Genomic DNA, 24,894 nt, shown 5'->3' with positions numbered 1-24,894 from the left:
GGGAACCTGTCACCGTGACGTATCGCCCCGGTGTGGTTCCCTGCGCGGTTTTCATGCCTGATTCATCCCTTTTTCCGCCATCATCTGCACGATCCGTTCGAGGTCGTCAACCGAGCCGAACTCGACCACGATCCGGCCCTTACGCTTGCCGAGTTCCACCTTGACCCGGGTGTCGAACCGATCCGACAGCCTTTCGGCGATGTCCTGCAATCCCGGTGCCTGGATCGGCTTGCGCACCGGCGCCTTCGGCTTGGCTACGGGCGCGCCCTTGGCGAGCGTGACCGCCTCCTCGGTGGCCCGCACCGACAGCCCCTCGGCGACGATCCGGGTCGCCAGCTCCTCCTGTGCCCCCGGGTCGTCCAGACCCAGCAGCGCGCGGGCGTGCCCGGCGGAGAGCACCCCGGCCGCGACCCGGCGCTGCACCGGCAGCGGCAGTCGCAGCAGGCGGATGGTGTTGGTGATGACCGGCCGACTGCGCCCGATCCGGCTCGCCAGTTCCTCGTGGGTGACCGCGAACTCGTCCAGCAGCTGCTGGTAGGCAGCCGCCTCTTCCAACGGGTTGAGCTGCACCCGGTGGATGTTCTCCAGCAACGCATCGCGCAGCATGGCGTCGTCGGCGGTCTGCCGCACGATCGCCGGGATAGCGTCCAGCCCGGCCCGCTGCGAGGCGCGCAGCCGCCGCTCGCCCATGACCAGCTCGTAGCTGTCCGGCCCGAGCTCGCGCACCACGATCGGCTGCATCAGGCCGAACTCGCGGATCGAGTGCTCCAGCTCGGTCAGCGCGTCCTCGTCGAAGACCTGCCGCGGCTGCTTCGGGTTCGCCTTGATCGACGCGGTCGGGATCTCCCGGTAGACCGCGCCTGCCACGCTGCCGGTGTGCTCGGCGCGCGCCTGCTCCACGTTCTCGCCGTTGCGTATCGCGGGGCTGGGCAGCTTCAGCCCGCCCGTAGATGTGCCTGCAGGCGGCCCTTGGGGGATGAGGGCGGCGAGCCCGCGGCCCAGCCCGCCCTTCCGTCCGCCCGGTCCGGTTCCACTCATCGCGGTGCCTCCGCTCCTCGTTCGGCGACTTCACGTGCGGCGTCCAGGTAGCTCATGGCGCCGCGGGAACCGGGGTCGTACGCGAGCACCGACTGCCCGAACCCGGGCGCCTCGGAGACCTTCACGCTGCGCGGGATCACGGTGTTCAGCACGGTATCGCCGAAGTGGTGGCGCACCTCCGTGGTCACCTGGTCGGCGAGCTTGGTCCGGCCGTCGTACATGGTGAGCAGGATCGTGGAGACGGTCAGCGACTGGTTCAGGTGACTCTGCACCAGCTCGATGTTCCGCAGTAGCTGGCTCAGCCCCTCCAGCGCGTAGTACTCGCACTGGATCGGGATGAGCACCTCCTGGGCGGCGACCATCGCGTTGACGGTCAGCAGGCCCAGCGAGGGCGGGCAGTCGATGAACACGTAGTCCGGGTTCAGCTCGTCCAGCGCCTCTTCGGAGAGCGCCTCCTTGAGCCGGGACTCACGCGAGGCCATCGACACCAGCTCGATCTCGGCACCGGCCAGATCTATGGTCGCGGGCACGCAGTAGAGCTGATCGGACTGGTCGCTCTGCTGCGCGGCGTCCGCGATGGTCACCTCGCCCAGCAGCACCTCGTAGACCGAGGGGGTGCCGGACCGGTGGTCGACGCCGAGCGCGGTGCTCGCGTTGCCCTGCGGGTCCAGGTCGATCACCAGCACGCGCAGCCCGTGCAGCGCGAGCCCGGCGGCCAGGTTCACCGCCGAGGTGGTCTTGCCGACGCCGCCCTTCTGGTTGGCGACCGTGAAGACGCGGCGGTGGGTGGGGCGCGGGAACATGCGGTCGGGGTGCTTCATCCGGGTGGCCCGCGCGGCTTCCTCCGCTATCGGGGTCCACCCCGCGACAGAGGCGGGAGAGGGCTGGGTCATGGTCAACGCACCTCCCCGACACCGGTCGGCGCGGCGGCCAAAGCCGTCGGTTTCACGTGGAACATCCTCGCTCCGATCTCAGCCTCGATGTGCACCCTGATCCTTCCTCGTCCGCCGCGGCCGCTCTCGGCCGACCGCCGTGGACCTGACACGTTCGATGAGCACCGCCGTCGTCGGCATGTCCAGCACAGCGCCGCCATAGGTTTCAAGTCGCGGCTCGCCGCCCCCCAATGCGGCGATCGCCTCCCGGTCCCGGTCGATCTCCTCGGCGGCGCTCGCGCCCTTGAGCGCGATGAGCAGTCCGCCCTGGCGCACCAGCGGCAGGCACCACCCGGAGAGCTTGGCCAGCGGGGCGACCGCTCGGGCGGTGACCACCTCCGCACCGAGAACCCGCGATCGGACGGCCGGTTCCTCGGCCCGGCCGCGCACGACCGTGACCGTGGTCAGGGCAAGAGTCTCCACGACCTCGTCCAGCCACGCCACCCGCCGGGCCATCGGTTCGACGAGCGTCACGTTGAGATCGGGTCGGGCGATCGCCAGCGGCACCCCGGGCAGTCCGGCGCCGGAGCCGACGTCGACCACCCGGGCCCCGGTCGGCACCCCCTCGGCCAGCACGGCCGAGTTGAGCACGTGCCGGTCCCACAGCCGGTCGACCTCGCGAGGACCGATCAACCCGCGCGCCACCCCGTGCTCGGCGAGGAGCGCGACGAACCGCTCGGCCACCTCGACCCGCTCCCCGAACACCGTCGCCGCGGCCTGTGGCCGATCAACCTTGGTCAAGCCGGACTCCCTGCCGATGTTCCACGTGAAACCGTGCTCGTTGATTGTCCCCGATCGCGCGTCGCGTTCCGCAGCAACCCGCCCGCGTTTCACGTGAAACATGCGGGCAAAAGAAAGCGCGGCCCGCCGGATCGGCGGGCCGCGCTCGACTGACCGCGACTGGATGTCGGGGGATCGACGTAGGGGGACTACTGAGGGAACACCACCACGCGGCGGCGCGGGTCCTCGCCCTCGCTCTCGCTGTGCACGCCCTTGATCGAGGCGACCGCGTCGTGCACGACCTTCCGCTCGAACGGGGTCATCGGCTGTAGCCGGATCCGCTCGCCGCTGGACAGCACTTTCTGTGCGGTCGCCCGGCCGAGATCGCGGAGCTCCTCGCGGCGGTCCGCCCGCCAGCCCGCGATGTCCAGCATCAGCCTGCTGCGGGTGCCGGTCTCCTGCTGCACCGCCAGCCGGGTCAGCTCCTGTAGCGCTTCCAGCACGGTGCCACGCGGACCGACCAGCTTCTCCAGATCCTCACCCCCGTCGATGCTCACCACGGCGCGGCTCGCCTCCACGTCGAGGTCGATGTCGCCGTCGTAGTCGAGGATGTCCAGCAGCCGCTCCAGGTAGTCGCCCGCGATATCGCCTTCCTGGACCAGTAGCTCCTCGGTGGACGAGGGGGAGTGCTCACCTTCCTCGGCTCGCACGTCCTCCTCCACGTCGGTGGTCTTCTCGGACGCCTGCACCGTCTCCGGCACGGTTTACTCCTCTCCAGGCCGCGACACGCCTCAGCGGTTCTTCCGACCTGACTTCTTGCTACGGGATCGGTCTGAGATCAGACCGGGAATCTGGGTGCCGCCCTTGCCGTTGCCGGAGTTCGGCTTGGTGGGGTCCGCGGCCGTGGTGCCGCCCGACTTGGTGGTCGGCGTGCTGTCCTCGGTCTGGGTCGGCTCAGTCGACTCGACGTCGGTTGCGTCCTCGGTGGAGTCGGCTGGCTTGACGGTCGGGCGCTTCTTCACCTGGGCAGGCTTCTGGCCCGGCTTCGGCGCGGTGGCCGCGCGCTTCTCGACCGCCGCGACCTTCTTCTCTTCTTCCTCGCGGTCGATCCGCTTGTAGACGAAGCGCTGCTGCCACGCGGTCCAGCTGTTGTTGGCCAACCAGTAGACGATCAGGCCGAGCGGCACCGGGAAGAACAGGCCACCCGCGATGATGCCCACCGGGAAGACGTACAGGGACAGCTTGTTCATGATGTTGGTCTGGGTGGTGGCCGACGCCGGGTTCTGCCGGGCCATCGAGTGCCGGGCGTTGAAGTGCGTCAGCACCGCGGACAGCAGCAGCAGCGGGATGGCCACCAGAATGACCGAGGTGCGGTTGACGTGGAACTTGTCCAACATCTCCTGGGGCTGAAGGATCCAGTTACCTAGGCGGGCACCAAAGAGATCAGCAGCGACATACGACTCAACGCCGTGCGCGTCGAAGAAGTAGTTCTCAGTCTTACCTGGCAGGAACTCGCGCAGCACGTGGTAGAGACCGATGAACACCGGGATCTGCAGCAGCATCGGCAGGCAGCCGCCCAGCGGGCTGACGCCGTGCTCGGCCTGGAGCTTCTGCATCTCCTGGGCCTGTTTTTGCCGGTCGTTCGCGTACTTCTTCTGGATCTTCTTCATCTCAGGTGCGAACTCCTGCATCTTTCGCATGGAGCGCATCTGGTTGATCATCGGCTTGAAGAGGATCGCGCGCAGGGTGAAGACCAGGAAGATGATGCTCAGCACCCACGCGATGGCGTTGGCCTCACCGAACACATGGCCGAAGACCCAGTGCCAACACCACATGATGAAGGACACCGGGTAGTAGATGAAATTGAGCACGGAACTACTCCTCGGCAGCTGTCGGGTCAGCCGGGCTGGTCTTCCCGGACACGTTCTCGGTTGTCCTCGGCGGTACCGGGTCCAGGCCGCCGGGGTGCCAGGGGCCGCAGCGCAACAGTCGGCGCAGGGCGAGCCAGGAGCCGCGGGCGGCGCCGTGCACTGTCAGTGCCTCGACCGCGTACGCGCTACAACTGGGGTGGAACCGGCAGGCCGGGGGCAGCAGCGGAGAAAGCCAGCGCCGGTAGGCCCGCACCGGGAGGAGCAGCACGCGGGCGACGGGCCCAGGGCGCGCGGCAACCACGCGGTACTCCGCGGTCGCATCGCTCACACCCCACCACCACTGCCGCCGCTGTTCCGGTCCCCGTCATCGACCAGGCGCAGCCTGCGGATCGCGGCGTCGAAGTCCTGGCCGAGCTCGGCGCTCGTCGCCACCGCCGCGCTCGGCAGGGCTCGCACCACCAACGCGCTGCCCGGCGGGAGAGTTCCGACCCGCTCGCGCACCATGTGCCGCAGGCGCCGCGCGACGCGGTGCCGGACGACCGCGTTGCCCACGGCCTTACTCACGACGAAACCGACCTTCGGCGTCGCGGTGGTCCGCGCCGCCGACAGGTCGGCTTCGGGTTCGGCTGTGCTGCCCGCCTGCCGCGGCTCCGTCACGGCGTGCACCACGAGCCTGGGCCGACCGGCTCGGCGACCGGTCCTGGTCACCTTCCGGAAGTCCGCGCTGCTGGTCAGCCGGGCGGCCGCGGGAAGCACGGCGGCGTGCTGGGATCAGGCCGACAGCTTGTCGCGGCCCCGGCGGCGACGGGCGGCGATGATCGCGCGACCCGCGCGGGTGCGCATGCGCAGGCGGAAACCGTGGGTCTTCGCCCGGCGACGGTTGTTCGGCTGGAAGGTGCGCTTGCTCACGGCTGGTTCTCCCGGTACTCGGTCTCGCAGGTCTGCCGCCCCCTGCCGGTACGCGGCGGGGAGACGGGTCCGCGCGGCGACCGTGGTGGGCACGCGGAACTCACCCGCCGCAAGCGGGAGACCTTATGAGAGTACGCACCCCGGTGGACGAGTACCAAACCGGGGCCCCGGCACGGCGGTTGCTTGTGGCCGGGGATCGCTGTTGTTACCGTGCGGGCTCCTGATCGACGGCCACGGACGAGAGCCCTGGCCCGTCGGCGTCACCGGGCCACTGGGTACCGTGAACCCCCCGCGACGGGTGGTCCCCTAGGTTCGCCGTACCTTCGTGCACAGCTGTGGACAACCCTGTGGATGCGCGTTTGACGGCACCCACGCGCCGGGACGAGCCTTACGCCGATCGTCGACGAGGGGAGGGGAGCGGGCGTCATGCCGGAGTACCAGCCGGAGCACCAGCTGAATCTCGGTGTGGTCTGGGAACAGGTCGTGCGCGAGCTGTCGGCGGGGACGCTGTCACCGTCGCAACGCGCGTGGATGCGCATGACCCGGCCGATCGGCCTGCTGGACGGCACGGCGTTGTTGTCCGCCCCCAGTGACTTCGCCAAGGAGGCGATCGAGCGCGCGTTGCGCGAGCCGATCACCGCCGCGCTCTCCCGTCGACTGGGCCGGGTGGTGTCGCTGGCGGTCAAGGTCGACGCCGCGCCCACGCCCGCCCCGCCGCCCGTGGTCCCCGCCCTGCCGACCATCCCGACCGTCTCGGCGGTGGTCCCCGGCCTGGTGGTCGGTACCAACGGGAGCAACGGTTCGACCGCGGCGCCGATCGAGCCCGCCGGTCCCGTCCTCCCGCCGGTGCACGCGCCCGTTCCCGGACTGCCCCCACTCCTGCCCGAATCACCTGAGGCCGAGGACGCGCCGACCGAGCCGTCCGCTCCGCTCGTCGGCGGAGTCACCGGGCTGGACGGGGACACGATCACCATCCCGGCCGCGGACATCGCCGCCCTGGACGGGCAGCTGCCGCTCGACGTCGGCGCGCCACAGGGCGAGACCGAGGACGACGGGGAAGAGGTCGACGAGGAGGGCGACGCGCTCGCCACCGTGCACGAGATCTGGCCGACCTTCACCGGCCAACAGCCGACCAGCGGCCAGCCGTTCACCGCGCCCGCCCAGCCGCAGACCTCGAAGACCCGGCTGAACGAGAAGTACACCTTCGACACCTTCGTGATCGGCGCGTCGAACCGGTTCGCGCACGCCGCGTCGGTCGCGGTCGCCGAGGCCCCGGCGCGCGCCTACAACCCGCTGTTCATCTGGGGCGAGTCCGGCCTGGGCAAGACGCACCTACTGCACGCGGTCGGTCACTACGCGCAACGCCTGTTCCCCGGGATGCGCGTGCGGTACGTGTCGACCGAGGAGTTCACCAACGACTTCATCAACTCGCTGCGCGACGACCGGAAGGTGGCGTTCCAGCGCCGCTACCGGGACATCGACGTGCTGCTGGTCGACGACATCCAGTTCCTGGAGGGCAAGGAAGGCACCCAGGAGGAGTTCTTCCACACCTTCAACACGCTGCACAACGCGAACAAGCAGATCGTGGTCTCCTCGGACCGGCCGCCGAAGCGGCTGGAGACGCTGGAGGACCGGCTGCGCACCCGGTTCGAGTGGGGCCTGATCACCGACATCCAGCCGCCCGAGCTGGAGACCCGGATCGCGATCCTGCGCAAGAAGGCGGCCCAGGACCGGTTGGCCGCCCCGGCCGAGGTGCTGGAGTTCATCGCGGCCCGGGTCGAGGCGAACATCCGCGAGCTGGAGGGCGCGCTGATCCGGGTGACCGCGTTCGCCTCGCTCAACCGGCAGCCGGTGGACGTCGGCCTGACCGAGATCGTGCTGCGCGACCTGATCCCGGACTCGCACGCGCCGGAGATCAGCGTGTCCACGATCATGGGCGTGACCGCGGAGTACTTCGGCGTCTCGGTCGAGGACCTGTGCGGCCCCGGCAAGATGAAAGCGCTTGCGCAGGCCCGGCAGATCTCCATGTACCTCTGCCGCGAGCTGACCGACCTGTCCCTGCCGAAGATCGGCCAGATGTTCGGCGGCCGCGACCACACCACGGTCATGCACGCGGACAAGAAGATCCGCAAGGAGATGGCCGAGCGCAGGCGCGTCTACGACCAGGTGCAGGAGCTGACCTCCCGCATCAAGCAGCGCGCCCGCGCCTGATCCCGCCCGACCCACGCCCGGGGGTACACCCATGCCCGCCGGGCGACGGCGCACGTTCTTATTGCCGCCGTGGATGAGCGTCCCCACCGCCAATAAAGTCCCGCGCCCGCCGCGTTCGGCGAGGGCGTCATACTCGACCCGACCGCGGCCGCACCCCGGCCGCCTGGCGCCGCCAGGCGGGTGAGCCCGCCCCGGCCGGATCCGTCAGCCGACCTGGCGACACCGCGCGGCAGGCCCGCGGCCGCCCGGCCTGCCACACTTCGGGCATCCGCGCCGCACCCGCCGTCCGGGCCGCCGCCGGTACGTGCCGACCCCGATCACCCGGCCGAGCGCACTCTTTATTGCGACGGTGGACCGTCCCCCACACCGCCAGAAAAGTCCGGCGCGCCCGTCCGGCACCGGTATCCACACCCCCGCCGACCCCGAGACGTGCGGCGCGCGCGACCGATTCCCCCTCCGCGATGGCGGATCGCCAGGTTTTTCGGGCCTGTGGAGGGCTCGTCCACACCCGCAAAAACCCAGGTCAGCCCGGGAATTGCGTGGTCTGGGTCACCGATCGGGCGAATCGGCCTGTGGACAACCCTGGGGACAGCCGCGCGCAAGCCTGGGGGTAACTCGGCGCACATCTGGGGATAGAGCTGTGGACAACTCGGCCGATCTGTGGACAGAAAGTTATCCACAGGCCGGCCATCCACAGGGCGGCCGAGCTGTCCACCGGTCCACCCCCAGGTTCTCCACAGGCACTCACGCTCGATGAGCTGCGAAAACAGGCGTTATCCACACTATCCACAGGACCTATTACTACTGCTGTTCTTAGCTCTCTAAGAGGGAAAAAACAGAAATAGGCGAAGGCCGAAATTGTGGACAGCTCACCCTCGACGGCCTCCCGGGGCCGGGCCGCCCCGGATGACGCCGGTCGGCATCACGCTCTACGGTTGGGCCCTACAGCGTGGACAGCTCGACGGCGCGGCCCGGCACGACACGGTGCGGTGCGGCGGTCGGGCCTGGAAAGGACTCCCATGAAGATCCGCGTCGAGCGCGACGGCTTGGCCGACGCCGTCGCCTGGGTCGCGCGCAGCCTCCCGTCCCGGCCTCCCGTGCCCGTCCTCGGCGGGGTTCTGCTGGACGCCGGGTCGACCGAGGGCGCCGACGGACTGACCGTCTCCGGGTTCGACTACGAGGTGTCGGCCACGGTCGGCGTCCCGGCCACGGTCGCCGACGGCGGACGGACCCTGGTCTCCGGCAGGCTGCTGGCCGACATCACCAAGTCGCTGCCCGCCCAGCCGGTGGAGATCTCGGTCGACGGCGCCCGGGTGGCGATCACCTGTGGCAGCGCCAAGTTCAGCCTGCCGACCATGCCGGTCGAGGACTACCCGGCGCTGCCGGGCATGCCGCCGCACGCGGGCGAGCTGGCAGGCGAGGTGTTCGGCCAGGCGGTCGGCCAGGTCGCGGTCGCCGCGGGCAAGGACGACACGCTGCCGATGCTGACCGGCGTCCGGGTGGAGATCGCGGGGGACAAGCTGACCCTGGTCGCCACCGACCGGTTCCGGCTGGCCATGCGTGAGTTCGAGTGGAAGCCGTCCGGCGACGTCGAGGACGCGGCGGTGCTGGTGCCCGCGCGCACCCTGGCCGACGCGGCCAAGGCGCTGGGCAGCTCCGGCCGCACGGTCGAGCTGGCGCTCTCGCCCGGCGACGGCCTCCTCGGCCTGTCCGGCTCCGGCCGTCGCACCACCAGCCGCCTGCTCGACGCGGAGTTCCCGCGCTACCGCCAGCTGCTGCCCACCGAACAGACCTCCAACGCGATCATCGGCGTGTCCCCGCTGGTCGAGGCGATCAAGCGAGTGTCACTGGTGGCCGAGCGCGGCACCCAGGTGCGGCTGGAGTTCGCTGACGGCAGCCTGCGACTGTCCGCGGGCGGCGACGACGAGGGCAGCGCGGAGGAGGAGCTGCCGGTGGAGTTCACCGGCGACCCGGTGACCATCGCGTTCAACCCCGGCTACCTGCAGGACGGGCTCGCCGCGCTGCACTGTGACCGCGCCGAGCTGTCGTTCACCACGCCCAACCGTCCCGCGCTGATCAAGCCGGTCGGCCCGGACGGCGTCATCCCCGGCTACCTCTACCTGCTCATGCCGGTCCGCCTGCCGGGCTGACCGGACCACCGCGACGGAGGGGATTCTCCCGTGCAGCTCGGACTCGTCGGCCTGGGCAAGATGGGCTTCAACATGCGCGAGCGGTTGCGCGCGGCGGGCCACGACGTGGTCGGCTACGACCGCAACCCGGAGGTCAGCGACAGCGCGTCGCTGGCGGACCTGGTCGGGAAGCTGGCCGCGCCCCGAACCCTGTGGATCATGGTCCCGGCAGGCGAGGCCACCCGGCAGACCGTGGCCGAGCTCGGCGACCTGCTCGCCGAGGGCGACCTGGTGATCGACGGCGGCAACTCCCGCTACACCGACGACAAGGTCAACGCGGACCTGTTGGCAGGCAAGGGAATCGGCTACCTCGACTGCGGCGTGTCCGGCGGTGTGTGGGGCAAGGAGAACGGCTACGGCCTGATGGTCGGCGGCGACGCCGGGCTGGTCGAGCGGGCCATGCCGATCTTCGACGCGCTGCGCCCGGAGGGCCCGCGCGACGAGGGCTTCGCGCACGCGGGCAAGGTCGGCGCGGGCCATTACGCGAAGATGGTGCACAACGGCATCGAGTACGGCCTGATGCAGGCATACGCCGAGGGCTACGAGCTGCTCGCCGCCGCCGACGAGGTCACCGACGAGACCGCAGTGCTCAAGGCATGGACCCGCGGCACCGTCGTCCGCTCCTGGCTGCTCGACCTGTTGGTCCGTGCGCTGGAGGAGGACCCGGGTCTGACCAAGCTCACCGGGTTCGTCGAGGACTCCGGCGAGGGCCGGTGGACCGTCGAGGAGGCGATCAACCACTCGGTGCCCGCGCCGGTGATCTCCGCCGCGCTGTTCGCCCGGTTCGCCTCCCGGCAGGACGACTCGCCTGCGATGAAGGCGGTCGCCGCGCTGCGCAACCAGTTCGGCGGGCACGCGGTGCACCAGGCGGGGCCGACCTCGGGAACCGGGGACGTGAGCTAGCACCAGGTGTACGTCAGACATCTCCAGGTCGCCGACTTCCGCTCGTGGGCGCACGCCGACCTCGAACTGGAACCCGGCCCGGCGGTGTTGGTCGGTGCCAACGGCCAGGGCAAGACCAACCTGGTCGAGGCGCTCGGCTACGTGGCCACGCTCGGGTCGCACCGGGTCGCGGGTGACCAGCCGCTGGTCCGGCACGGGTGTGCGCGCGCGATCGTGCGCACCGCGGTGGTCAACGACGGGCGTGAGCTGACGGTCGAACTGGAGATCACGCCAGGCAAGGCGAACCGGGCGCGGATCAACCGCGGTCCGGTCCCGCGCACCCGCGACGTGCTGGGCATCCTGCGCACAGTGTTGTTCGCGCCGGAAGACCTGGCCCTGGTGCGCGGCGACCCGGGCGAACGCCGTGGGTTCCTCGATGACCTGTTGGTACTGCGCGCCCCCCGCTATGCCGGGGTGCGAGCGGACTACGAACGCGTGTTGAAGCAACGCAACGCCCTGCTAAAAAGCGCGGCCACCAACCGGCGCGCGCGCCGCAGCGATCCGGACGCGGTGGCGACGCTTGACGTATGGGACAACCACCTGGCCGCGCACGGCGCCCAGCTGCTCGCGGCCCGGCTCGACCTGGTCGCCGATCTGGCGCCGAGGGTCGCGGCCGCCTATGCCGGGGTGGCACCGGAGTCGCGCCCGGCGCACGTGGCTTACCGCTCGCAGATAGCCGACACGCTGCCGGTTGGCTACGGCAAGCCGGACGGGGATCGTGCCGACATCGAGGTCGTCACCGACGCGCTGCTCGCCCGGTTGGCACTGCGCCGCGAGGCCGAGCTGGAACGCGGCGTGACGCTGGTCGGACCGCAGCGCGACGAGCTGGACCTGGTGCTCGGCGAGGCCCCGGCCAAGGGCTACGCCAGCCACGGCGAGTCGTGGTCGTTCGCGCTCGCGCTGCGGCTGGCCTCGTACGAGCTGCTGCGCGCGGAGGGCAGCGAGCCGGTGCTGGTGCTCGACGACGTGTTCGCCGAGCTGGACCGGCGCAGGCGGCAGCGACTCGCCGAGGTGGCGGTGGCGGCCGAACAGGTCCTGGTGACGGCGGCGGTGGAGGAGGATGTGCCGGGTGAGCTGACGGGCGCCCGATATGCGGTCGCCGACGGGGAGGTGCGACGTGTCTGACGACCTGTTCGGCGGCGCGTTCGACCCGCCGCCCCGACCTGAGCCCGCGCCACCTCGCCGACGACAGGGAGTGACTGGCCGAGCGGGCGAATCCCGCACGGCTGGGGATAACCCTGTGGATAGTGTGGATAACATCGTCACCGTGCGGCCATCCGGGGGAACGTCGCCGCGCGAAAGCCAGGAACAATCCACAGGCACCGGTGGACAACTCGGCGAGTTGTCCACAGGGGCGACACAGAGTGACGACCCTGCTGCTCCATTGCGGGGCTCAGATCTTGCCAGAGCCGCCCTCGCTGCCGCGCGGGAGGTCGCCCAGAGCAAGCCCGCCCGAGGTCGCCGCACTGTTCCACGTGGAACAGCGGGTGGTTCCCGCCGACGCCGCCGGTGGTCCGGCGCCGGGGCGGACGACCGCGACCCGCAGCCGCTCGGCAGACTGGCCTCCCGGATCGCGGCGGACCGCGGCTGGGCCGGACACCTCTCCGGCGGGCGCGTTTTCGACCGGTGGGCCACACTTGTCGGCGCGGACGTCGCCGAACATGCCAAGCCGGTGGCGCTCAAGGACGGCGAGCTGACCGTGCAGGCCGACTCGACCGCCTGGGCCACCCAGCTGCGGCTGCTCCAGCGCGATCTGCTGGTCAAGATCGCCGCCGGGGTGGGCCGGGACGTGGTGCGCAGGCTCAAGGTCCTCGGCCCGTCCGCGCCCAGCTGGCGGTACGGCCCACGGCACATCGCGGGGCGCGGACCCCGGGACACCTACGGCTGAACCTGCCGGGTCGAGATCGGGGTGCTGGCGTCCGGACTCACGGCGGTTCACAAAATTGGCTCTGTGAGCAAGCCAGGGGTGTCCTTGACCCGATTCTGGGCGACCGCACCAGTAGTATGTACCGGGGGGTGCGTGCGAGCTGTCCGGTAACCCGGGACGGCCGCGGTCCGCGCACCCGCCCGCAGTCGTTCCGACGCACGAGGAGACACCGGGGACGTGGCAGCTGACCAGCAGGAGAACTCGTACGGTGCCGGTTCCATCGGAGTGCTCAAGGGGCTCGAAGCCGTCCGCTTGCGCCCTGGCATGTACATCGGTTCCACCGGTGAACGCGGACTGCACCACCTGATCTGGGAGGTCGTGGACAACTCGGTCGACGAGGCGATGGCTGGGCACGCCACGAAGGTCGAGGTCACCCTGCTGGCCGACGGTGGGGTGCGGGTCGACGACGACGGCCGGGGCATCCCGGTGGAAGAGCACCCGGAGGAGAAGCGTTCCGCGCTGGAGGTCGTGATGACCGTCCTGCACGCGGGTGGCAAGTTCGACAGCGAGAGCTACGCGGTTTCCGGTGGCCTGCACGGCGTAGGCATCTCCGTCGTCAATGCGCTGTCCACCCGCCTCAAAGCGGTGATCAAGCGCGATGGGTACGTCTGGACGCAGAACTACCAAGCATCCCAGCCGGTCGGTCCCGTCGAGCGCGGCGAGGCCACCCGCGAGCTCGGCACCTCCATCACCTTCTGGGCCGACCCGGAGATCTTCGAGACCACCACGTACAACGCGGAGACAGTCGCCCGGCGCCTGCAGGAGATGGCCTTCCTCAACAAGGGCCTGACCATCGTGCTGCGCGACGAGCGGGTCTCCGAGGATGAGGCGGCCACCGACGCCGACGGCCAGGCGGCCAGGGTCAAGGAGCGCGTCTACCACTACCCGGGTGGGTTGGAAGACTTCGTCAAACACATCAACCACACTCGCGAGGCCATCCACAAGAAGGTGATCGCCTTCGAGGCCAAGGGCACCGGCATCGAGGTCGAGGTCGCCATGCAGTGGAACACCGGCTATAGCGAGTCGGTGTACACCTTCGCGAACACCATCAACACCCCCGAGGGCGGTACTCACGAGGAAGGCTTCCGCGCCGCACTGACCCGCGTGGTCAATGTCTATGCGCGCGAGAAGAAGCTCCTCAAGGAGAAGGACGCGAACCTCAGCGGCGACGATGTCCGCGAGGGCCTGGCGGCGATCGTGTCGATCAAGCTGTCCGAGCCGCAGTTCGAGGGGCAGACCAAGCAGAAGCTGGGCAACACCGAGGCGAAGACGTTCGTGCAGCAGACCTGCAACGAGTGGCTGGCCGACTGGTTCGAGCGCAACCCGGCCGACGCGAAGACGATCGTCACCAAGGCGGTGTCCTCGGCGCAGGCCAGGATGGCCGCGCGCAAGGCCCGCGAGCTGGTCCGCCGCAAGGGCGCGCTGGACATCGGGGGCCTGCCCGGCAAGCTCAAGGACTGCCGCTCCACCAACCCGGAGGAGTGCGAGCTCTACATCGTGGAGGGCGACTCCGCGGGCGGCTCGGCCAAGGAGGGCCGGGAGTCGCTGTTCCAGGCGATCCTGCCGATCCGGGGCAAGATCATCAACGTCGAGAAGGCCCGGATCGACCGGGTACTGAAGAACACCGAGGTGCAGAGCCTGATCACCGCGCTGGGCACGGGGATCCAGGAGGACTTCGACGTCGCCAAGCTGCGCTACCACAAGATCGTGCTGATGGCCGACGCCGACGTGGACGGCCAGCACATCCGCACCCTGCTGCTCACCCTGCTGTTCCGGTTCATGCGCGGCCTGATCGAACACGGCCACGTGTACCTCGCCCAGCCCCCGCTGTACAAGATCAAATGGCAGCGCACCGAGCCCGAGTACGCCTACTCCGACCGCGAACGCGACGGCCTGATGGAGGCCGGTATCGCGGCAGGCCGGAAGGTCAACAAGGACGACGGCATCCAGCGCTACAAGGGCCTCGGCGAGATGAACGCCGAGGAGCTGTGGGAGACCACCATGGACCCGGCCAACCGCACCCTGCGCCGGGTCACCCTCGACGACGCCGCCCAGGCCGACGAGCTGTTCAGCGTCCTGATGGGCGAGGACGTCGAGGCCCGCCGCTCCTTCATCACCCGCAACGCCAAGGACGTCCGCTTCCTCGACGTGTAGTCGGCCCCCGCCCACCGACTGTGTAGCCCCACGCCTCTGTTGGAAAGGAACGCCCGGTCGTGACCGAAACCCTGCCGCCGTCTGGTGATCGCATCGAGCCAGTCGACATCCAGCAGGAGATGCAGAACTCCTACATCGACTACGCCATGAGCGTCATCGTCAGCCGCGCCCTTCCGGACGTGCGCGACGGCCTCAAGCCGGTCCACCGGCGCGTGCTGTACTCGATGTTCGACACCGGCCTGCGTCCCGACCGCAGCTACGTCAAGTGCTCCCGCGTCGTCGGCGACGTCATGGGCAACTACCACCCGCACGGCGACTCGTCGATCTACGACACCCTCGTCCGCCTCGCCCAACCATGGTCCATGCGCTACCCGTTGGTCGACGGCCAGGGCAACTTCGGCAGCCCAGGCAACGATCCGGCCGCCGCGATGCGTTACTGTATTGATGCAGAAACCCGTGTACGGATGCATGACGGGACGAGTCTGCGCATCGGTGACATCGTCCCCGATGCCAAACCGAACTCCGATCATGTGATCGACCTGAAGGTCCTCGACCGCAACGGCAATCCGGTGCGAGCCGACCGGCTCTTCCACTCCGGCGAGCACCCCACGCTGACGCTGACCACGCGCGAGGGCTACGCGCTGACCGGCACGCACAACCACCCGGTGCTCTGCCTGGTGTCTGTGCTTGGCGTGCCGACCCTGCTGTGGAAGCTGCTGGAGGAAGTCCAGCCCGGCGACCGTGTCGTCATGCAGCGCATCCCTGCTGACGAGGCCCATCTTCCGACGGTCAAGGATTACGGGGTTGGCATCCTTGCGGGCGCGTTGGTCTCTGAGGGGTACGTCTCCGAACGGCTAGTCCAGTTCGCGAATATTGACAAGCACTACTACGACTACGTCGTCAACGCTTACACCTACGTGGTCGGAAGCCGGCTCAGTCAGTACACGGAGACGACTTCGACTGGCAAGACGTTGTACAAGTTCAGCGCCAGCCCGACTGAGCTACGTGCGACGGTTCTGTCAGAGATGATCGGAAATCGGAGTGCGGCGAAGAGGGTGCCCGAGTTCATCTGGCAGTCGGGGCCTACAGTCAAGCGTGCGTTCCTGAGTTCGCTGTTCACCGGTGATGGCTCATGTTCCGCCTTGCCGCGCAACACGGTCCAGATCTCGTACTCGACCCGGAGTGATCGGCTCGCTCGCGAGGTCCAGCAGTTGCTGCTGGAGTTCGGCGTGGTCGGCAAGCTCGTCAACTACGAGCACGGTGAGATCAAGGTCGTCATCACCAACCGGCGGGACGCCCGGCTGTTCGCCACCAATGTCGGCTTCCTGCAGGCGAAGCAGAAGAAGCTCGTCTCGATCCTCGACGCGGTGCCCAGGCAGAGCCGCTCGATGTCCAGCGACCACGTCCCGTTCGTCGGCGAGTACATCCGCGCGAATGGCGCGAGCCAGTGGACCGAGCGGGACTGGCTGCGGCGGCACAATGTCGACCGGGTCGAGCGGTGGGAGACCAACCACGATGAGATCGTCGAGCGAATCACCGAGCCTGGTGTGCTCGACGTCGTGGAGCCGTTGGTCGACGGCCGGTTCTACTACGCCGAGGTCGCGTCGATCGCGGACGCGGGCGTGCGGCCGGTGTACAGCATCCGGGTCGACACCGACGATCACGCGTTCATCACCGACGGCTTCGTCAGTCACAATACGGAATCCCGTCTAACGCCGCTCGCGATGGAAATGTTGCGGGATATCGGTGAAGACACCGTCGATTTTATGCCGAACTACGACGGGAAGACCGAGGAGCCGAAGGTCCTCCCGGCCCGGATCCCGAACCTCCTGGTCAACGGCGGCAGCGGTATCGCCGTCGGGATGGCGACGAACATCCCGCCGCACAACCTGCGGGAGGTGGCCGATGGTGTGGTCTGGGCGCTGGACCACCCCGAGGCCGATGACGACGAGCTGTTGGCCGCCTTGCTGCTGCGGATCAAGGGGCCGGACTTCCCGACCAAGGCGCTGATTCTCGGTACCAGCGGTATCGAGGACGCGTACCGCACCGGGCGCGGGTCGATCCGGATGCGGTCGGTGGTGGAGGTTGAGGAGGACGCCAAGGGGCGGACCATCCTTGTCGTCACCGAGCTGCCCTACCAGGTGAACCCGGACAACCTGATCGAGAACATGGCGCAGCTGGTGCGCGACGGGAAGCTCACCGGGATCTCCGAGATCGCCGACGAGTCGAACTCGCGCAGCGGGATGCGGCTGGTGATCGGGCTCAAGCGCGACGCGGTGGCGAAGGTCGTGCTGAACAACCTGTACAAGCACACCCAGCTGCAGCACAACTTCGGTGTCAACATGCTGGCGCTGGTCGACCAGGTGCCGCGGACGCTACGGCTGGACCAGATCGTCCGGCACTACGTCAACCACCAGATCGAGGTCATCGTCCGGCGCACGAAGTACCGGTTGCGCAAGGCCCAGGAGCGCGCGCACATCCTGCGTGGTTACGCCAAGGCGTTGGACATGCTCGACGAGGTGATCGCGTTGATCCGGCGGTCGCCGTCGGCGGACGAGGCGCGGACCGGGCTGATCACGTTGCTGGAGGTCGACGAGATCCAGGCGACCGCGATCCTGGAGCTGCAGCTGCGCAGGCTCGCCGCGCTGGAGCGGCAGCGGATCCTGGACGAGCTGGCCGAGATCGAGCGGTACATCGCCGAGCTTGAGGCGATCCTGGCCAGCCCGCAGCGGCAGCGCGAGATCATCCGCGAGGAGCTGCTGGAGATCGTCGACAAGCACGGCGACGACCGCCGCACGAAGATCATCCCGTTCGACGGCGAGGTGTCCGTCGAGGACCTGATCGCGGTCGAGGACGTGGTGGTCACGATCACCCGGACCGGGTACGCGAAGCGCACCAAGACCGACCTGTACCGGGCGCAGAAGCGTGGCGGCAAGGGCGTGCAGGGCGCGGCGCTCAAGCAGGACGACATCGTGGCGCACTTCTTCGTGTGCTCGACGCACGACTGGATCCTGTTCTTCACCAACAAGGGCCGCGTCTACCGGGCCAAGGCCTACGAGCTGCCCGAGGCCAACCGGGCCGCGCGCGGCCAACACGTGGCGAACCTGCTCGCGTTCCAGCCGGACGAGGAGATCGCGCAGGTCATCCAGATCAAGGACTACGCGGTCGCGCCGTACCTGGTGCTGGCCACTCGGGACGGTCTGGTCAAGAAGTCCAAGCTCGCCGATTTCGACAGCAACCGCGCGGGCGGTCTGATCGGTATCAACCTGCGTGAGGACGACGAGCTGGTCGGCGCGGTGCTGTGCTCGGCCGACGACGACCTGCTGCTGGTGTCCGCGGGCGGCCAGTCCATCCGCTTCCACGCCAGTGACGAGGCGTTGCGGCCGATGGGCCGGGCCACGTCCGGTGTCCTCGGCATGCGGTTCAACGCCGGTGACGAGCTACTCACCCTGGGCGTGGTGAAGGAGGGCACGTTCGTTTTGGTCGCCACCGACGGTGGGTACGCCAAGCGCACCCCCATCGAGGACTACTCGGTGCAGGGTCGCGGCGGCAAGGGCGTGCTCACCATCCAGCACGACTCGCGACGTGGCAGGCTGGTGGGAGCGGTCATCGTGGAGCTGGAGGACCAGCTCTACGCGATCACCTCCGCGGGCGGGGTCATCCGCACCACCGCCAAGGAGGTCCGCAAGGCGGGGCGGCAGACCAAGGGTGTCCGGTTGATGAACCTGGGCGAGGGGACCACCCTGGTTGCCATCGCCCGCAGCGCGGAGGAGACCAGCGAGACCGACTCCGCCGAGGCCGCGGCGGCAGGTGACGAGCCGGTCGAGGTGGTCGAGGCGGGGGAGGCCGCCGAACAGGCCGAGCCGATCGAGCCGACTGGCCCGGTCGAGCCGACCGAGCAGACTGAGTAATACCGGAACGCGCGAAAACGTAGGGGACACCGCTCGTGACACCACCCGAGAAGCCGGACACCGCCGGGACAGAACCCGAGCGGACGTCGGTCATCACCACGACGGACAAGGACGGCTCCACCGAGAAGCAAAGCCCGGAGCCGGAAGCCCCCGAGGCAGGCGCGGTCCAGGCGAACGAGACGACGCCACCGCCGTGGCAGCGGGTCACCCCGGAGGGGGAGGTCGACGGCGACCAGCAGGTCCCGCCCGGCTTCCCCACCGAGGAGACCGACCCGGACGTCACCCAGGCGCTGCCCGCCAACCGGGTGGCGTCGGTGCCGGTGTTCGAGCCGGGTGACGACGCCACCATCGCGGTCGACCGGTCGGTGGTCGCGGGCGCGGCCGCGAATCGGTTGTTCGGGCTCGAACCGCCCACGGCGAGCGCGGCCCCGCCGCGCGCCGCGGTCAACCTCGACAACACCGGGCGGCCGGGCGGCACGCCGCCGAGCAGTGCGCCGCCCAGCGCGTTGCGCAGGCCCGGTCGTGGCCCGCGTCGGGCGAACTTGCAGATCAAGCGCTTCGACCCGTGGTCGGTGCTCAAGCTGAGCCTGGTGCTCGGTGTCGCCCTGTTCTTCGTCTGGCTGGTCGCGGTCGGCGCTCTCTACGCCGTGCTGGATGGCATGGGTGTCTGGGACAAGGTCAACGGCCTGTCCAGCGAGCTGCTCAACGGCAACGAGGGCGGCAGCGGCGGTCCGCTCATCAGCGCGGGCCGAGTGTTCGGCATCGCGGCCATCATCGGCGCGATCAACATCGTGCTGTTCAGCGCGTTGGCCACGGTCGGCGCGTTCGTCTACAACGTCTCCGCGGACCTGGCGGGCGGCCTGGAGGTCACCCTCGCCGAACGCGAGTGAGGGATACCGGTTTGGGGACGCGTGGGGGCGTACGGTAACCTTCACGCGTTCCCACAGGGGCCTATAGCTCAGGCGGTTAGAGCGCTTCACTGATAATGAAGAGGTCGGAGGTTCAAGTCCTCCTAGGCCCACGGACCCCGAGGACCCCCATGCCCGCGAAAAGCGCGGGCCATGGGGGTCCTTTTGTTGTTTCTGGGGGGCCGAGCCCCCAGGCCCCCACGGTGCGAGCTCCTTGCGGTGGCGGGCGCTGGGCGCGATCACGGGTGACCAGCGGGAGAGTTTGTGTGGGGGATGGGTGGCGGGGTTGGGGGGGTGGTGGTGGGAGTGGTTGATCTTGGTGGGGGGCGGGTGGGGGGTGGGGTGGGTGTGGCAGACTGGTGGGGCAGGCCGAGGGGTTGTCGGTCGGTGAAAATGTGGTGTTTTTCTGCCTAAAGGAGGCATAGGTCGTGAAGAAGCTGCTCGCGCTCGCCGCTGTTGCTGGTGGTGTCCTCCTGGTCGTCAAGCGGAAGAGCTCGGCGAAGGCGGAGGCCGCGCTGTGGCGCGAGGCGACCGCGCCCGCCGCCAACAACAGCGCCAAGAAGGCCTGAGACTTTCTCTACGTGTTCGGCACGGCGGTCGTGGGGCCGTGTCGTCGGGGGACGTAGCTCAATTGGCAGAGCACTGCCTTTGCAAGGCAGGGGTTAGGGGTTCGATTCCCCTCGTCTCCACGAGTTCGGGCGACCGGTGTCTACGCATTTCGTAGGCACCGGTCGCCCTTTGTTTTCGCGTCGTTGCGGTGTTCCACGTGGAACGTTGGCGGACAGGGGAGTTAGGTGGGGTGCGGAAGCGAGGTACCGCTGCTCGTAGTGGAGGGTTGATGACTGAGCGCAAGGCGACGACGGTGTGGACCGGGGACGTGGCGCGGGGGAAGGGCGAGGTGAGCCTGGATACGTCCGGGGCCGCCGAGTTCACCGTGTCGTTCCCGTCGCGGGCGCAGGAGGCCAACGGGCAGACCAGCCCGGAGGAGCTGATCGCGGCGGCGCACTCGTCCTGTTACTCGATGCAGCTGTCCGCGCTGCTCGGGCAGAACGGGACGGCGCCGGAGAAGATCGAGACGAGCGCGGTGGTGACCTTCGGCAAGAAGGGCGAGGGGTTCGCCATCCTGGGGATCGCGCTGACCGCGCGGGCGACGGTGTCGGGTCTCGACGCGGACCGGTTCGCGGAGATCGCGGAGACCGCCAAGCAGGTGTGCCCGGTGTCGGCCGCGCTGACCGGTACCGACATCACCCTGGACGCGGCGCTCGCCTAGTGGTCCGGTCGGTGTGGCGGGGTCGCGGCCGCTGACCCCGCCACACCGATGCTCCACCGGCTGGACAGGCCGTGTGGAGCGGGGTTCGGATCAGCTGTTCACGGTCTCGTGTTCCCGGCTCGGGGACTCGTGTCGGGAGCGGCCGAACATCTCGTCGAGCGCCCACTTGCCTGGACCGAAGAACGCGACCAGCAGGAACGACCAGCAGAACAGCGCGGCCGACTCACCGCCGTTCTCGATGGGCAGCAGGGCGATCTTCTGGTGCACGGTGAAGTACGCGTAGGCCATCGCGCCCGAGCAGATCAGCGCGGCGACCCGGGTGCCAAGGCCGAGCACCACGAGAAGGCCGCCGACCAGCTCGATCGCCGAGGCCCACCAGTCCGGCCACTGCCCGAACGCCGGGACCTGCCCACCGAAGGGGCCGCCGAAGACGTTGAACAGGCTGGCCGCGCCGTGCGCCGCGAACAGGAGACCGATGACGATCCGGAACAGGGCTAGTACGTGGGCCCTTGTTCTGTCGAACAGGTCCATGTCTGGCTCTCTTTCATTCGGAACAACAGGGTTGTCATCCATCCGTGGCCGAAGCCACACAGTCAGTAGTCCCCGGGACCCCGATTCGGTTCAATGAGTGGCGGGGACCACACTTGGCGTGATCTGGTTGACTGACGCCCGCCATGAAACGAGCCCTGATCCTCGCCGTGCCGCTGCTCGCCCTGGGGGCGTGCTCCACCGCGCAGCAGGCCGCGCCACCCGCCCCCACCCCGCCGCCGACCAGTGCCGCGTCCCCACCCGCGGCCGGGTCGGCGACCAGCCCGATGCCCGCCGTCGCGCCCCCGGCACCGGAGCCGGTCGCCGACGGACCGTGCCCGTACCTGGAGAGTTCGGTGGTGGCCGACGCGAACGGCCAGCACGTGACCAAGGTGCGCACGTCCGCCGACAAGCCGCACCCGACCTGCTTCTTCTACCGCCCGGACGGCAGCCTCCAGCTCACCGTCCGGCTCTACAGCGGGGACGTGGCCGTGGCCAAGGCGATCGTGGACGAGGCCGCCCCCATCGCCACCTCCAACCCGGCCTCGTCCCCGGCCGGGTGGAAGGGCGGCTCGCTGTCCGGCGACAAGGGCGCCCTCTACGCGGTGGCCAAGGGCGGCAACGCCGTGGTGGTGACCACCAACCAGGAGCAGACGATCAAGGCCCGGCGGATCACCGAGACCGTGATCGGCACCCTCGCCCTCTGACCATCGGGCATGGACCCTCAGGCATGCCGAAGGGGGCGGGCGCCGCGGCGCCCGCCCCCTTCGATCGTGACTAGTTCTTGTCGGAGCTGATCGGCTGCGACGGCTTGGCCTGGCCGTTGTGCTCGGCCGACGGCTCCTTACGCGCGTCCGACACCGGCGGCTTCGCGGCAGGCTCCGGCTGGGACGGCGGCGGGGTGGGTGCCGACTTGCCGCGCAGCACGACCGCGGCGCCCGCGCCGATGCCCAGAATGGCCAGCAGCCACGGCCAGCGGCGGCGCTTCGCGGACGGGTCCTTCGCGGCTTCCCGAGCCGCCGTCTTGGCCGCCCGGATCTGCGCCTCCAGCTCCGAACGGTACTGCTTGACCTGCGGCTTCACGTTCTTCCTGAGCTGCTTGACCTGCCCACGCACGGAACCGGCCGCCTTGGCGGCGCGCTTGCCGGTGCCCGACCGGCGCGCTTCCCTGCGGGCCTGCTTGGCGGCCTTGGCGAGGTCCTTGCGGGTGTGCTTGGCGGTCTTGGCCAGCCGCTTGCGGGTGCGGCGGGTGGTCTCGGCGACCTCCTGCCTGGCCACCTGGGCGGACTCGGCCAGCGCTTCGACGACCTGCTGCGGGGCGACTCCCTTGGCGGCCAGCCGCTGCTCGGCGACGTGGGCCGCCTCGGCGCCCGCCTGTCCGGCACGAACCGCACCTTGGCGCACCGCGCGCCAGCCGGTGCCGACGGCCTTGCCCACCGTCTCTCCGGCCCGGGTCATGGCTTCACCTCGTCCATTGCTCGGTACTAGGACAACACTGGACAACTCCTGTCCCTGTCAATCCTGCCCCTTCCGGACGGATCTCGCCGAAGATGGCACGATGGGGCGGTGGCTGAAAGCAACGAATCACTCGTCGGGAAGACGGTGACCGCGGTCCTGCACACCTCGCAGGGCGTCATCCGGTTGAACCTGTTCCCCGACCACGCGCCCAAGACCGTCGCCAACTTCGTCGGGCTGGCCGAGGGCACCAAGGACTACTCCACCGAGAACGCGCAGGGCGGCAAGTCCGGCCCGTTCTACGACGGCTCGATCTTCCACCGGGTGATCGACGGGTTCATGCTGCAGGGCGGCGACCCGACCGGCACCGGCCGCGGTGGCCCCGGCTACCAGTTCGCCGACGAGTTCCACCCGGAGCTGCAGTTCAACAAGCCGTACCTGCTGGCCATGGCCAACGCGGGGGCGAACACCAACGGCTCGCAGTTCTTCATCACCGTCGGCCCGACCACCTGGCTGAACTACAAGCACACCATCTTCGGCGAGGTGGCCGACCAGACCTCGCGCGAGGTCGTGGACACCATCGGCAAGACCGCGACCAACCCCGGCGACAAGCCGGTGAACGACATCGTCATCACCAAGGTCTCCATCGAGCGCTGAGTGTCGGTACCACCGCACCCACCCGAACCCGGAACGCAGGCGGGTCTCCCCGCCTGCGTTCGTCATCCCGGCAGACCGACGGCCCTGCGCTGCAACCGCTGCGACCGGCCTGCCTGCCCGGACTGCCTGGTCGAGGCCTCGGTCGGCTACCAGTGCGTCGACTGCGTACGCGGCGCCCAGGCCACTCGGTGGCGGGCGGTCGGCATCGCGGGGGCCGAGGAGGTCGACCGCCCGCTCGTCGCGCGGGCGCTGATCGCGGTCAACGTGCTGTTGTTCGTGGTCACTGCGGCGCAGGCGGGTGACTTCGTGGACAACACCCGGTCCTCGATCTACCACGCGCTCTCCGAGGTGCCGCCGCTGATCGCGGAGGGCCAGTGGTGGCGGGTGCTGACCGGCGGTTTCCTGCACAACGGCCCGGTGCACCTGATCGCCAACATGATCATGCTCTGGTTCCTGAGCGGGGTCGAGCGGCGGCTGGGGCGGGTCCCGTTCGCGGTGCTCTACCTGGTGTCGCTGCTGGGCAGCAGCGCGGCGGCGTACGCGTTCGACCCGGTGGTGTCCGAGTCGGTGGGTGCCTCCGGGGCGATCTTCGGCATGATGGGTGCCCTGGTCGTGATCGCGCTGCGGCTCAAGGCCGACTTCCACGCGTTGATGAACGCGATCGCGGTGGTCGTGGTGGGTGTGGCGCTGAGCTTCTCCTCCGGCACCGTGCTCGATACCGACGCCCTGGCCACGACCGTCGATGCCGCGCAGCAGGTCAGCGTCTCCTGGGTGGCCCACCTGGGTGGGTTGGTCGTGGGCGCAGCGGTGACCTTCGGGCTCGCCTACGCGCCAGCCGCGCGTGCCCGGCAGTGGCGGGTCGGTGCGGTCGCGGTGGTGGTCGTGGCGATCCTGGGCCTGTTCCTGGTCCGCACGCCGCAGGTTCTCGACGCCATCGCCTACTGCACCCTGGGCACCGACGGCTACAGCTGTTACGTCTGGACCGACGGCTAGGCGCTGTCCGGCAAGTCCGGCACGCGCTATCCGCGCCCGCGCGGCCTCTGGCCGCACGGGCGGAAAGCCCAAGTACAACCCGGTACGTGCGGCTTCCCGCCCGCACGCCCAGAGACCACGCGGATCACGAATCCCGCGCACCAGACTTACCGGACAGCGCCTAGGCGCGGAGCCCGAGCAGGTCCTGGACGACGTCCTGCGGGTCGGCGCCCAGGTCGAGGCGGCCGAGCAGCACCAGCGCTGGCTGTTCGGCGTTGTCGGCGTCGATCTCCACCGCGG

General features: G+C 69.3%; 23 protein-coding genes and 2 tRNA genes. 15 read left to right on the top strand and 10 right to left on the bottom strand.

Translation table 11 applies throughout. The features are described from left to right. Nucleotides 1-51: 51 nt before the first annotated feature. The 8 genes from C503_RS0121325 to rpmH all read right to left on the bottom strand — a co-directional run bounded on the left by C503_RS0121325 (nucleotide 52) and on the right by rpmH (nucleotide 5,470). Nucleotides 52-1,038 carry a ParB/RepB/Spo0J family partition protein gene (locus C503_RS0121325; RefSeq protein WP_026316540.1) on the bottom strand — a complete coding sequence of 329 codons (987 nt, stop codon included), beginning with the start codon at nucleotides 1,036-1,038 and terminating at the stop codon, nucleotides 52-54. Continuing rightward, complete coding sequence (locus C503_RS0121320) at nucleotides 1,035-1,931, bottom strand: ParA family protein (protein WP_026316539.1); 897 nt, start codon at nucleotides 1,929-1,931, stop codon at nucleotides 1,035-1,037. Before C503_RS0121320 ends, C503_RS0121325 begins: the two co-directional genes overlap by 4 nt. A 78-nt stretch (nucleotides 1,932-2,009) precedes the next feature. Further along, complete coding sequence (gene rsmG, locus C503_RS0121315; RefSeq protein ID WP_018684251.1) at nucleotides 2,010-2,711, bottom strand: 16S rRNA (guanine(527)-N(7))-methyltransferase RsmG; 702 nt, start codon at nucleotides 2,709-2,711, stop codon at nucleotides 2,010-2,012. A gap of 188 nt (nucleotides 2,712-2,899) precedes the next feature. Continuing rightward, the gene (locus C503_RS0121310) at nucleotides 2,900-3,412 is read right to left on the bottom strand and encodes a Jag family protein (protein ID WP_245572558.1); all 513 of its coding nucleotides are present in this window, start codon (nucleotides 3,410-3,412) and stop codon (nucleotides 2,900-2,902) included. 69 nt (nucleotides 3,413-3,481) lie between these two features. After that, a complete protein-coding gene (yidC, locus tag C503_RS0121305) occupies nucleotides 3,482-4,561 on the bottom strand; it encodes a membrane protein insertase YidC (RefSeq protein ID WP_018684249.1) in 1,080 nt (359 codons plus the stop codon). A 4-nt stretch (nucleotides 4,562-4,565) separates the two neighbouring features. Further along, nucleotides 4,566-4,889: a membrane protein insertion efficiency factor YidD gene (yidD, locus tag C503_RS0121300; protein ID WP_018684248.1), complete on the bottom strand. Its 324-nt coding sequence runs from the start codon at nucleotides 4,887-4,889 to the stop codon at nucleotides 4,566-4,568. Continuing rightward, entirely contained in the window at nucleotides 4,886-5,317 is a 432-nt protein-coding gene (gene rnpA, locus C503_RS0121295) for a ribonuclease P protein component (RefSeq protein ID WP_018684247.1), read from the bottom strand. Before rnpA ends, yidD begins: the two co-directional genes overlap by 4 nt. 15 nt (nucleotides 5,318-5,332) lie before the next feature. Next, nucleotides 5,333-5,470: a 50S ribosomal protein L34 gene (gene rpmH, locus C503_RS0121290; RefSeq protein ID WP_018684246.1), complete on the bottom strand. Its 138-nt coding sequence runs from the start codon at nucleotides 5,468-5,470 to the stop codon at nucleotides 5,333-5,335. 426 nt (nucleotides 5,471-5,896) lie between these two features. Here rpmH and dnaA point away from each other — a divergent pair, with 426 nt between their 5' ends. The 12 genes from dnaA to C503_RS0121230 all read left to right on the top strand — a co-directional run bounded on the left by dnaA (nucleotide 5,897) and on the right by C503_RS0121230 (nucleotide 20,982). Then, on the top strand, nucleotides 5,897-7,681 hold the full coding sequence (gene dnaA, locus C503_RS0121285; protein ID WP_018684245.1) for a chromosomal replication initiator protein DnaA: 1,785 nt from the start codon (nucleotides 5,897-5,899) through the stop codon (nucleotides 7,679-7,681). Between the two features lie 1,019 nt (nucleotides 7,682-8,700). Continuing rightward, nucleotides 8,701-9,831, top strand: a complete 1,131-nt coding sequence (gene dnaN, locus C503_RS0121280) for a DNA polymerase III subunit beta (RefSeq protein WP_018684244.1) — start codon at nucleotides 8,701-8,703, stop codon at nucleotides 9,829-9,831. A gap of 30 nt (nucleotides 9,832-9,861) precedes the next feature. Continuing rightward, complete coding sequence (gnd, locus tag C503_RS0121275; protein WP_018684243.1) at nucleotides 9,862-10,773, top strand: phosphogluconate dehydrogenase (NAD(+)-dependent, decarboxylating); 912 nt, start codon at nucleotides 9,862-9,864, stop codon at nucleotides 10,771-10,773. 6 nt (nucleotides 10,774-10,779) lie between these two features. Next, nucleotides 10,780-11,937, top strand: coding sequence for a DNA replication/repair protein RecF (gene recF, locus C503_RS0121270; protein WP_018684242.1), 1,158 nt, complete (start codon nucleotides 10,780-10,782; stop codon nucleotides 11,935-11,937). Between the two features lie 259 nt (nucleotides 11,938-12,196). Continuing rightward, a complete protein-coding gene (locus C503_RS47985) occupies nucleotides 12,197-12,700 on the top strand; it encodes a DciA family protein (protein WP_026316538.1) in 504 nt (167 codons plus the stop codon). A 216-nt stretch (nucleotides 12,701-12,916) separates the two neighbouring features. Further along, the gene (gene gyrB, locus C503_RS0121260) at nucleotides 12,917-14,893 is read left to right on the top strand and encodes a DNA topoisomerase (ATP-hydrolyzing) subunit B (RefSeq protein WP_018684240.1); all 1,977 of its coding nucleotides are present in this window, start codon (nucleotides 12,917-12,919) and stop codon (nucleotides 14,891-14,893) included. A 59-nt stretch (nucleotides 14,894-14,952) separates the two neighbouring features. Beyond that, entirely contained in the window at nucleotides 14,953-18,804 is a 3,852-nt protein-coding gene (gene gyrA / locus C503_RS0121255) for an intein-containing DNA gyrase subunit A (RefSeq protein WP_018684239.1), read from the top strand. 35 nt (nucleotides 18,805-18,839) lie between these two features. Beyond that, the gene (locus C503_RS0121250) at nucleotides 18,840-19,694 is read left to right on the top strand and encodes a DUF3566 domain-containing protein (protein WP_018684238.1); all 855 of its coding nucleotides are present in this window, start codon (nucleotides 18,840-18,842) and stop codon (nucleotides 19,692-19,694) included. Nucleotides 19,695-19,751: 57 nt separating this feature from the next. Beyond that, a tRNA-Ile gene (locus C503_RS0121245) sits at nucleotides 19,752-19,825 on the top strand. Nucleotides 19,826-20,140: 315 nt separating this feature from the next. After that, the gene (locus tag C503_RS46870) at nucleotides 20,141-20,281 is read left to right on the top strand and encodes a DLW-39 family protein (RefSeq protein ID WP_018684237.1); all 141 of its coding nucleotides are present in this window, start codon (nucleotides 20,141-20,143) and stop codon (nucleotides 20,279-20,281) included. 47 nt (nucleotides 20,282-20,328) lie between these two features. Then, nucleotides 20,329-20,401, top strand: a tRNA-Ala gene (locus tag C503_RS0121235). A 149-nt stretch (nucleotides 20,402-20,550) separates the two neighbouring features. After that, on the top strand, nucleotides 20,551-20,982 hold the full coding sequence (locus C503_RS0121230) for an OsmC family peroxiredoxin (RefSeq protein WP_018684236.1): 432 nt from the start codon (nucleotides 20,551-20,553) through the stop codon (nucleotides 20,980-20,982). A 90-nt stretch (nucleotides 20,983-21,072) separates the two neighbouring features. Here C503_RS0121230 and C503_RS0121225 read toward each other — a convergent pair whose 3' ends face one another. Further along, nucleotides 21,073-21,513, bottom strand: coding sequence for a DoxX family protein (locus tag C503_RS0121225; RefSeq protein WP_018684235.1), 441 nt, complete (start codon nucleotides 21,511-21,513; stop codon nucleotides 21,073-21,075). A gap of 143 nt (nucleotides 21,514-21,656) precedes the next feature. Between C503_RS0121225 and C503_RS0121220 the strand changes: the two genes are divergently transcribed. Next, on the top strand, nucleotides 21,657-22,217 hold the full coding sequence (locus tag C503_RS0121220) for a DUF2020 domain-containing protein (RefSeq protein ID WP_018684234.1): 561 nt from the start codon (nucleotides 21,657-21,659) through the stop codon (nucleotides 22,215-22,217). A 70-nt stretch (nucleotides 22,218-22,287) separates the two neighbouring features. Here the strand turns inward: C503_RS0121220 and C503_RS43475 are convergent, their stop codons facing one another. Continuing rightward, nucleotides 22,288-22,968, bottom strand: a complete 681-nt coding sequence (locus C503_RS43475; RefSeq protein ID WP_018684233.1) for a hypothetical protein — start codon at nucleotides 22,966-22,968, stop codon at nucleotides 22,288-22,290. 108 nt (nucleotides 22,969-23,076) lie between these two features. Here C503_RS43475 and C503_RS0121210 point away from each other — a divergent pair, with 108 nt between their 5' ends. Both C503_RS0121210 and C503_RS40235 read left to right on the top strand, forming a co-directional pair. Continuing rightward, nucleotides 23,077-23,622: a peptidylprolyl isomerase gene (locus C503_RS0121210; protein WP_026316537.1), complete on the top strand. Its 546-nt coding sequence runs from the start codon at nucleotides 23,077-23,079 to the stop codon at nucleotides 23,620-23,622. Next, nucleotides 23,623-24,615 (top strand): rhomboid family intramembrane serine protease, encoded by a 993-nt coding sequence (locus C503_RS40235; RefSeq protein WP_018684231.1) that lies wholly within the window; start codon nucleotides 23,623-23,625, stop codon nucleotides 24,613-24,615. Nucleotides 24,616-24,894 lie beyond the last annotated feature (279 nt).

Origin of the sequence: Actinokineospora enzanensis DSM 44649 (assembly GCF_000374445.1) — a bacterium.
Lineage (GTDB): Bacteria > Actinomycetota > Actinomycetes > Mycobacteriales > Pseudonocardiaceae > Actinokineospora > Actinokineospora enzanensis.
The sequence above is the reverse complement of the archived record's forward strand: the minus strand, read 5'-3'. Positions and strand labels throughout refer to the sequence as shown.

Bases quoted from the DNA above. Each gene is read 5' to 3' on its own strand.
- C503_RS0121325 (WP_026316540.1), bottom strand. From the start codon at position 1,038: ATGAGTGGAACCGGACCGGGCGGACGGAAGGGCGGGCTGGGCCGCGGG.
- C503_RS0121320 (WP_026316539.1), bottom strand. From the start codon at position 1,931: ATGACCCAGCCCTCTCCCGCCTCTGTCGCGGGGTGGACCCCGATAGCG.
- dnaA (WP_018684245.1), top strand. From the start codon at position 5,897: ATGCCGGAGTACCAGCCGGAGCACCAGCTGAATCTCGGTGTGGTCTGG.
- dnaN (WP_018684244.1), top strand. From the start codon at position 8,701: ATGAAGATCCGCGTCGAGCGCGACGGCTTGGCCGACGCCGTCGCCTGG.
- C503_RS0121230 (WP_018684236.1), top strand. From the start codon at position 20,551: ATGACTGAGCGCAAGGCGACGACGGTGTGGACCGGGGACGTGGCGCGG.
- C503_RS0121225 (WP_018684235.1), bottom strand. From the start codon at position 21,513: ATGGACCTGTTCGACAGAACAAGGGCCCACGTACTAGCCCTGTTCCGG.
- C503_RS0121220 (WP_018684234.1), top strand. From the start codon at position 21,657: ATGAAACGAGCCCTGATCCTCGCCGTGCCGCTGCTCGCCCTGGGGGCG.
- C503_RS43475 (WP_018684233.1), bottom strand. From the start codon at position 22,968: ATGACCCGGGCCGGAGAGACGGTGGGCAAGGCCGTCGGCACCGGCTGG.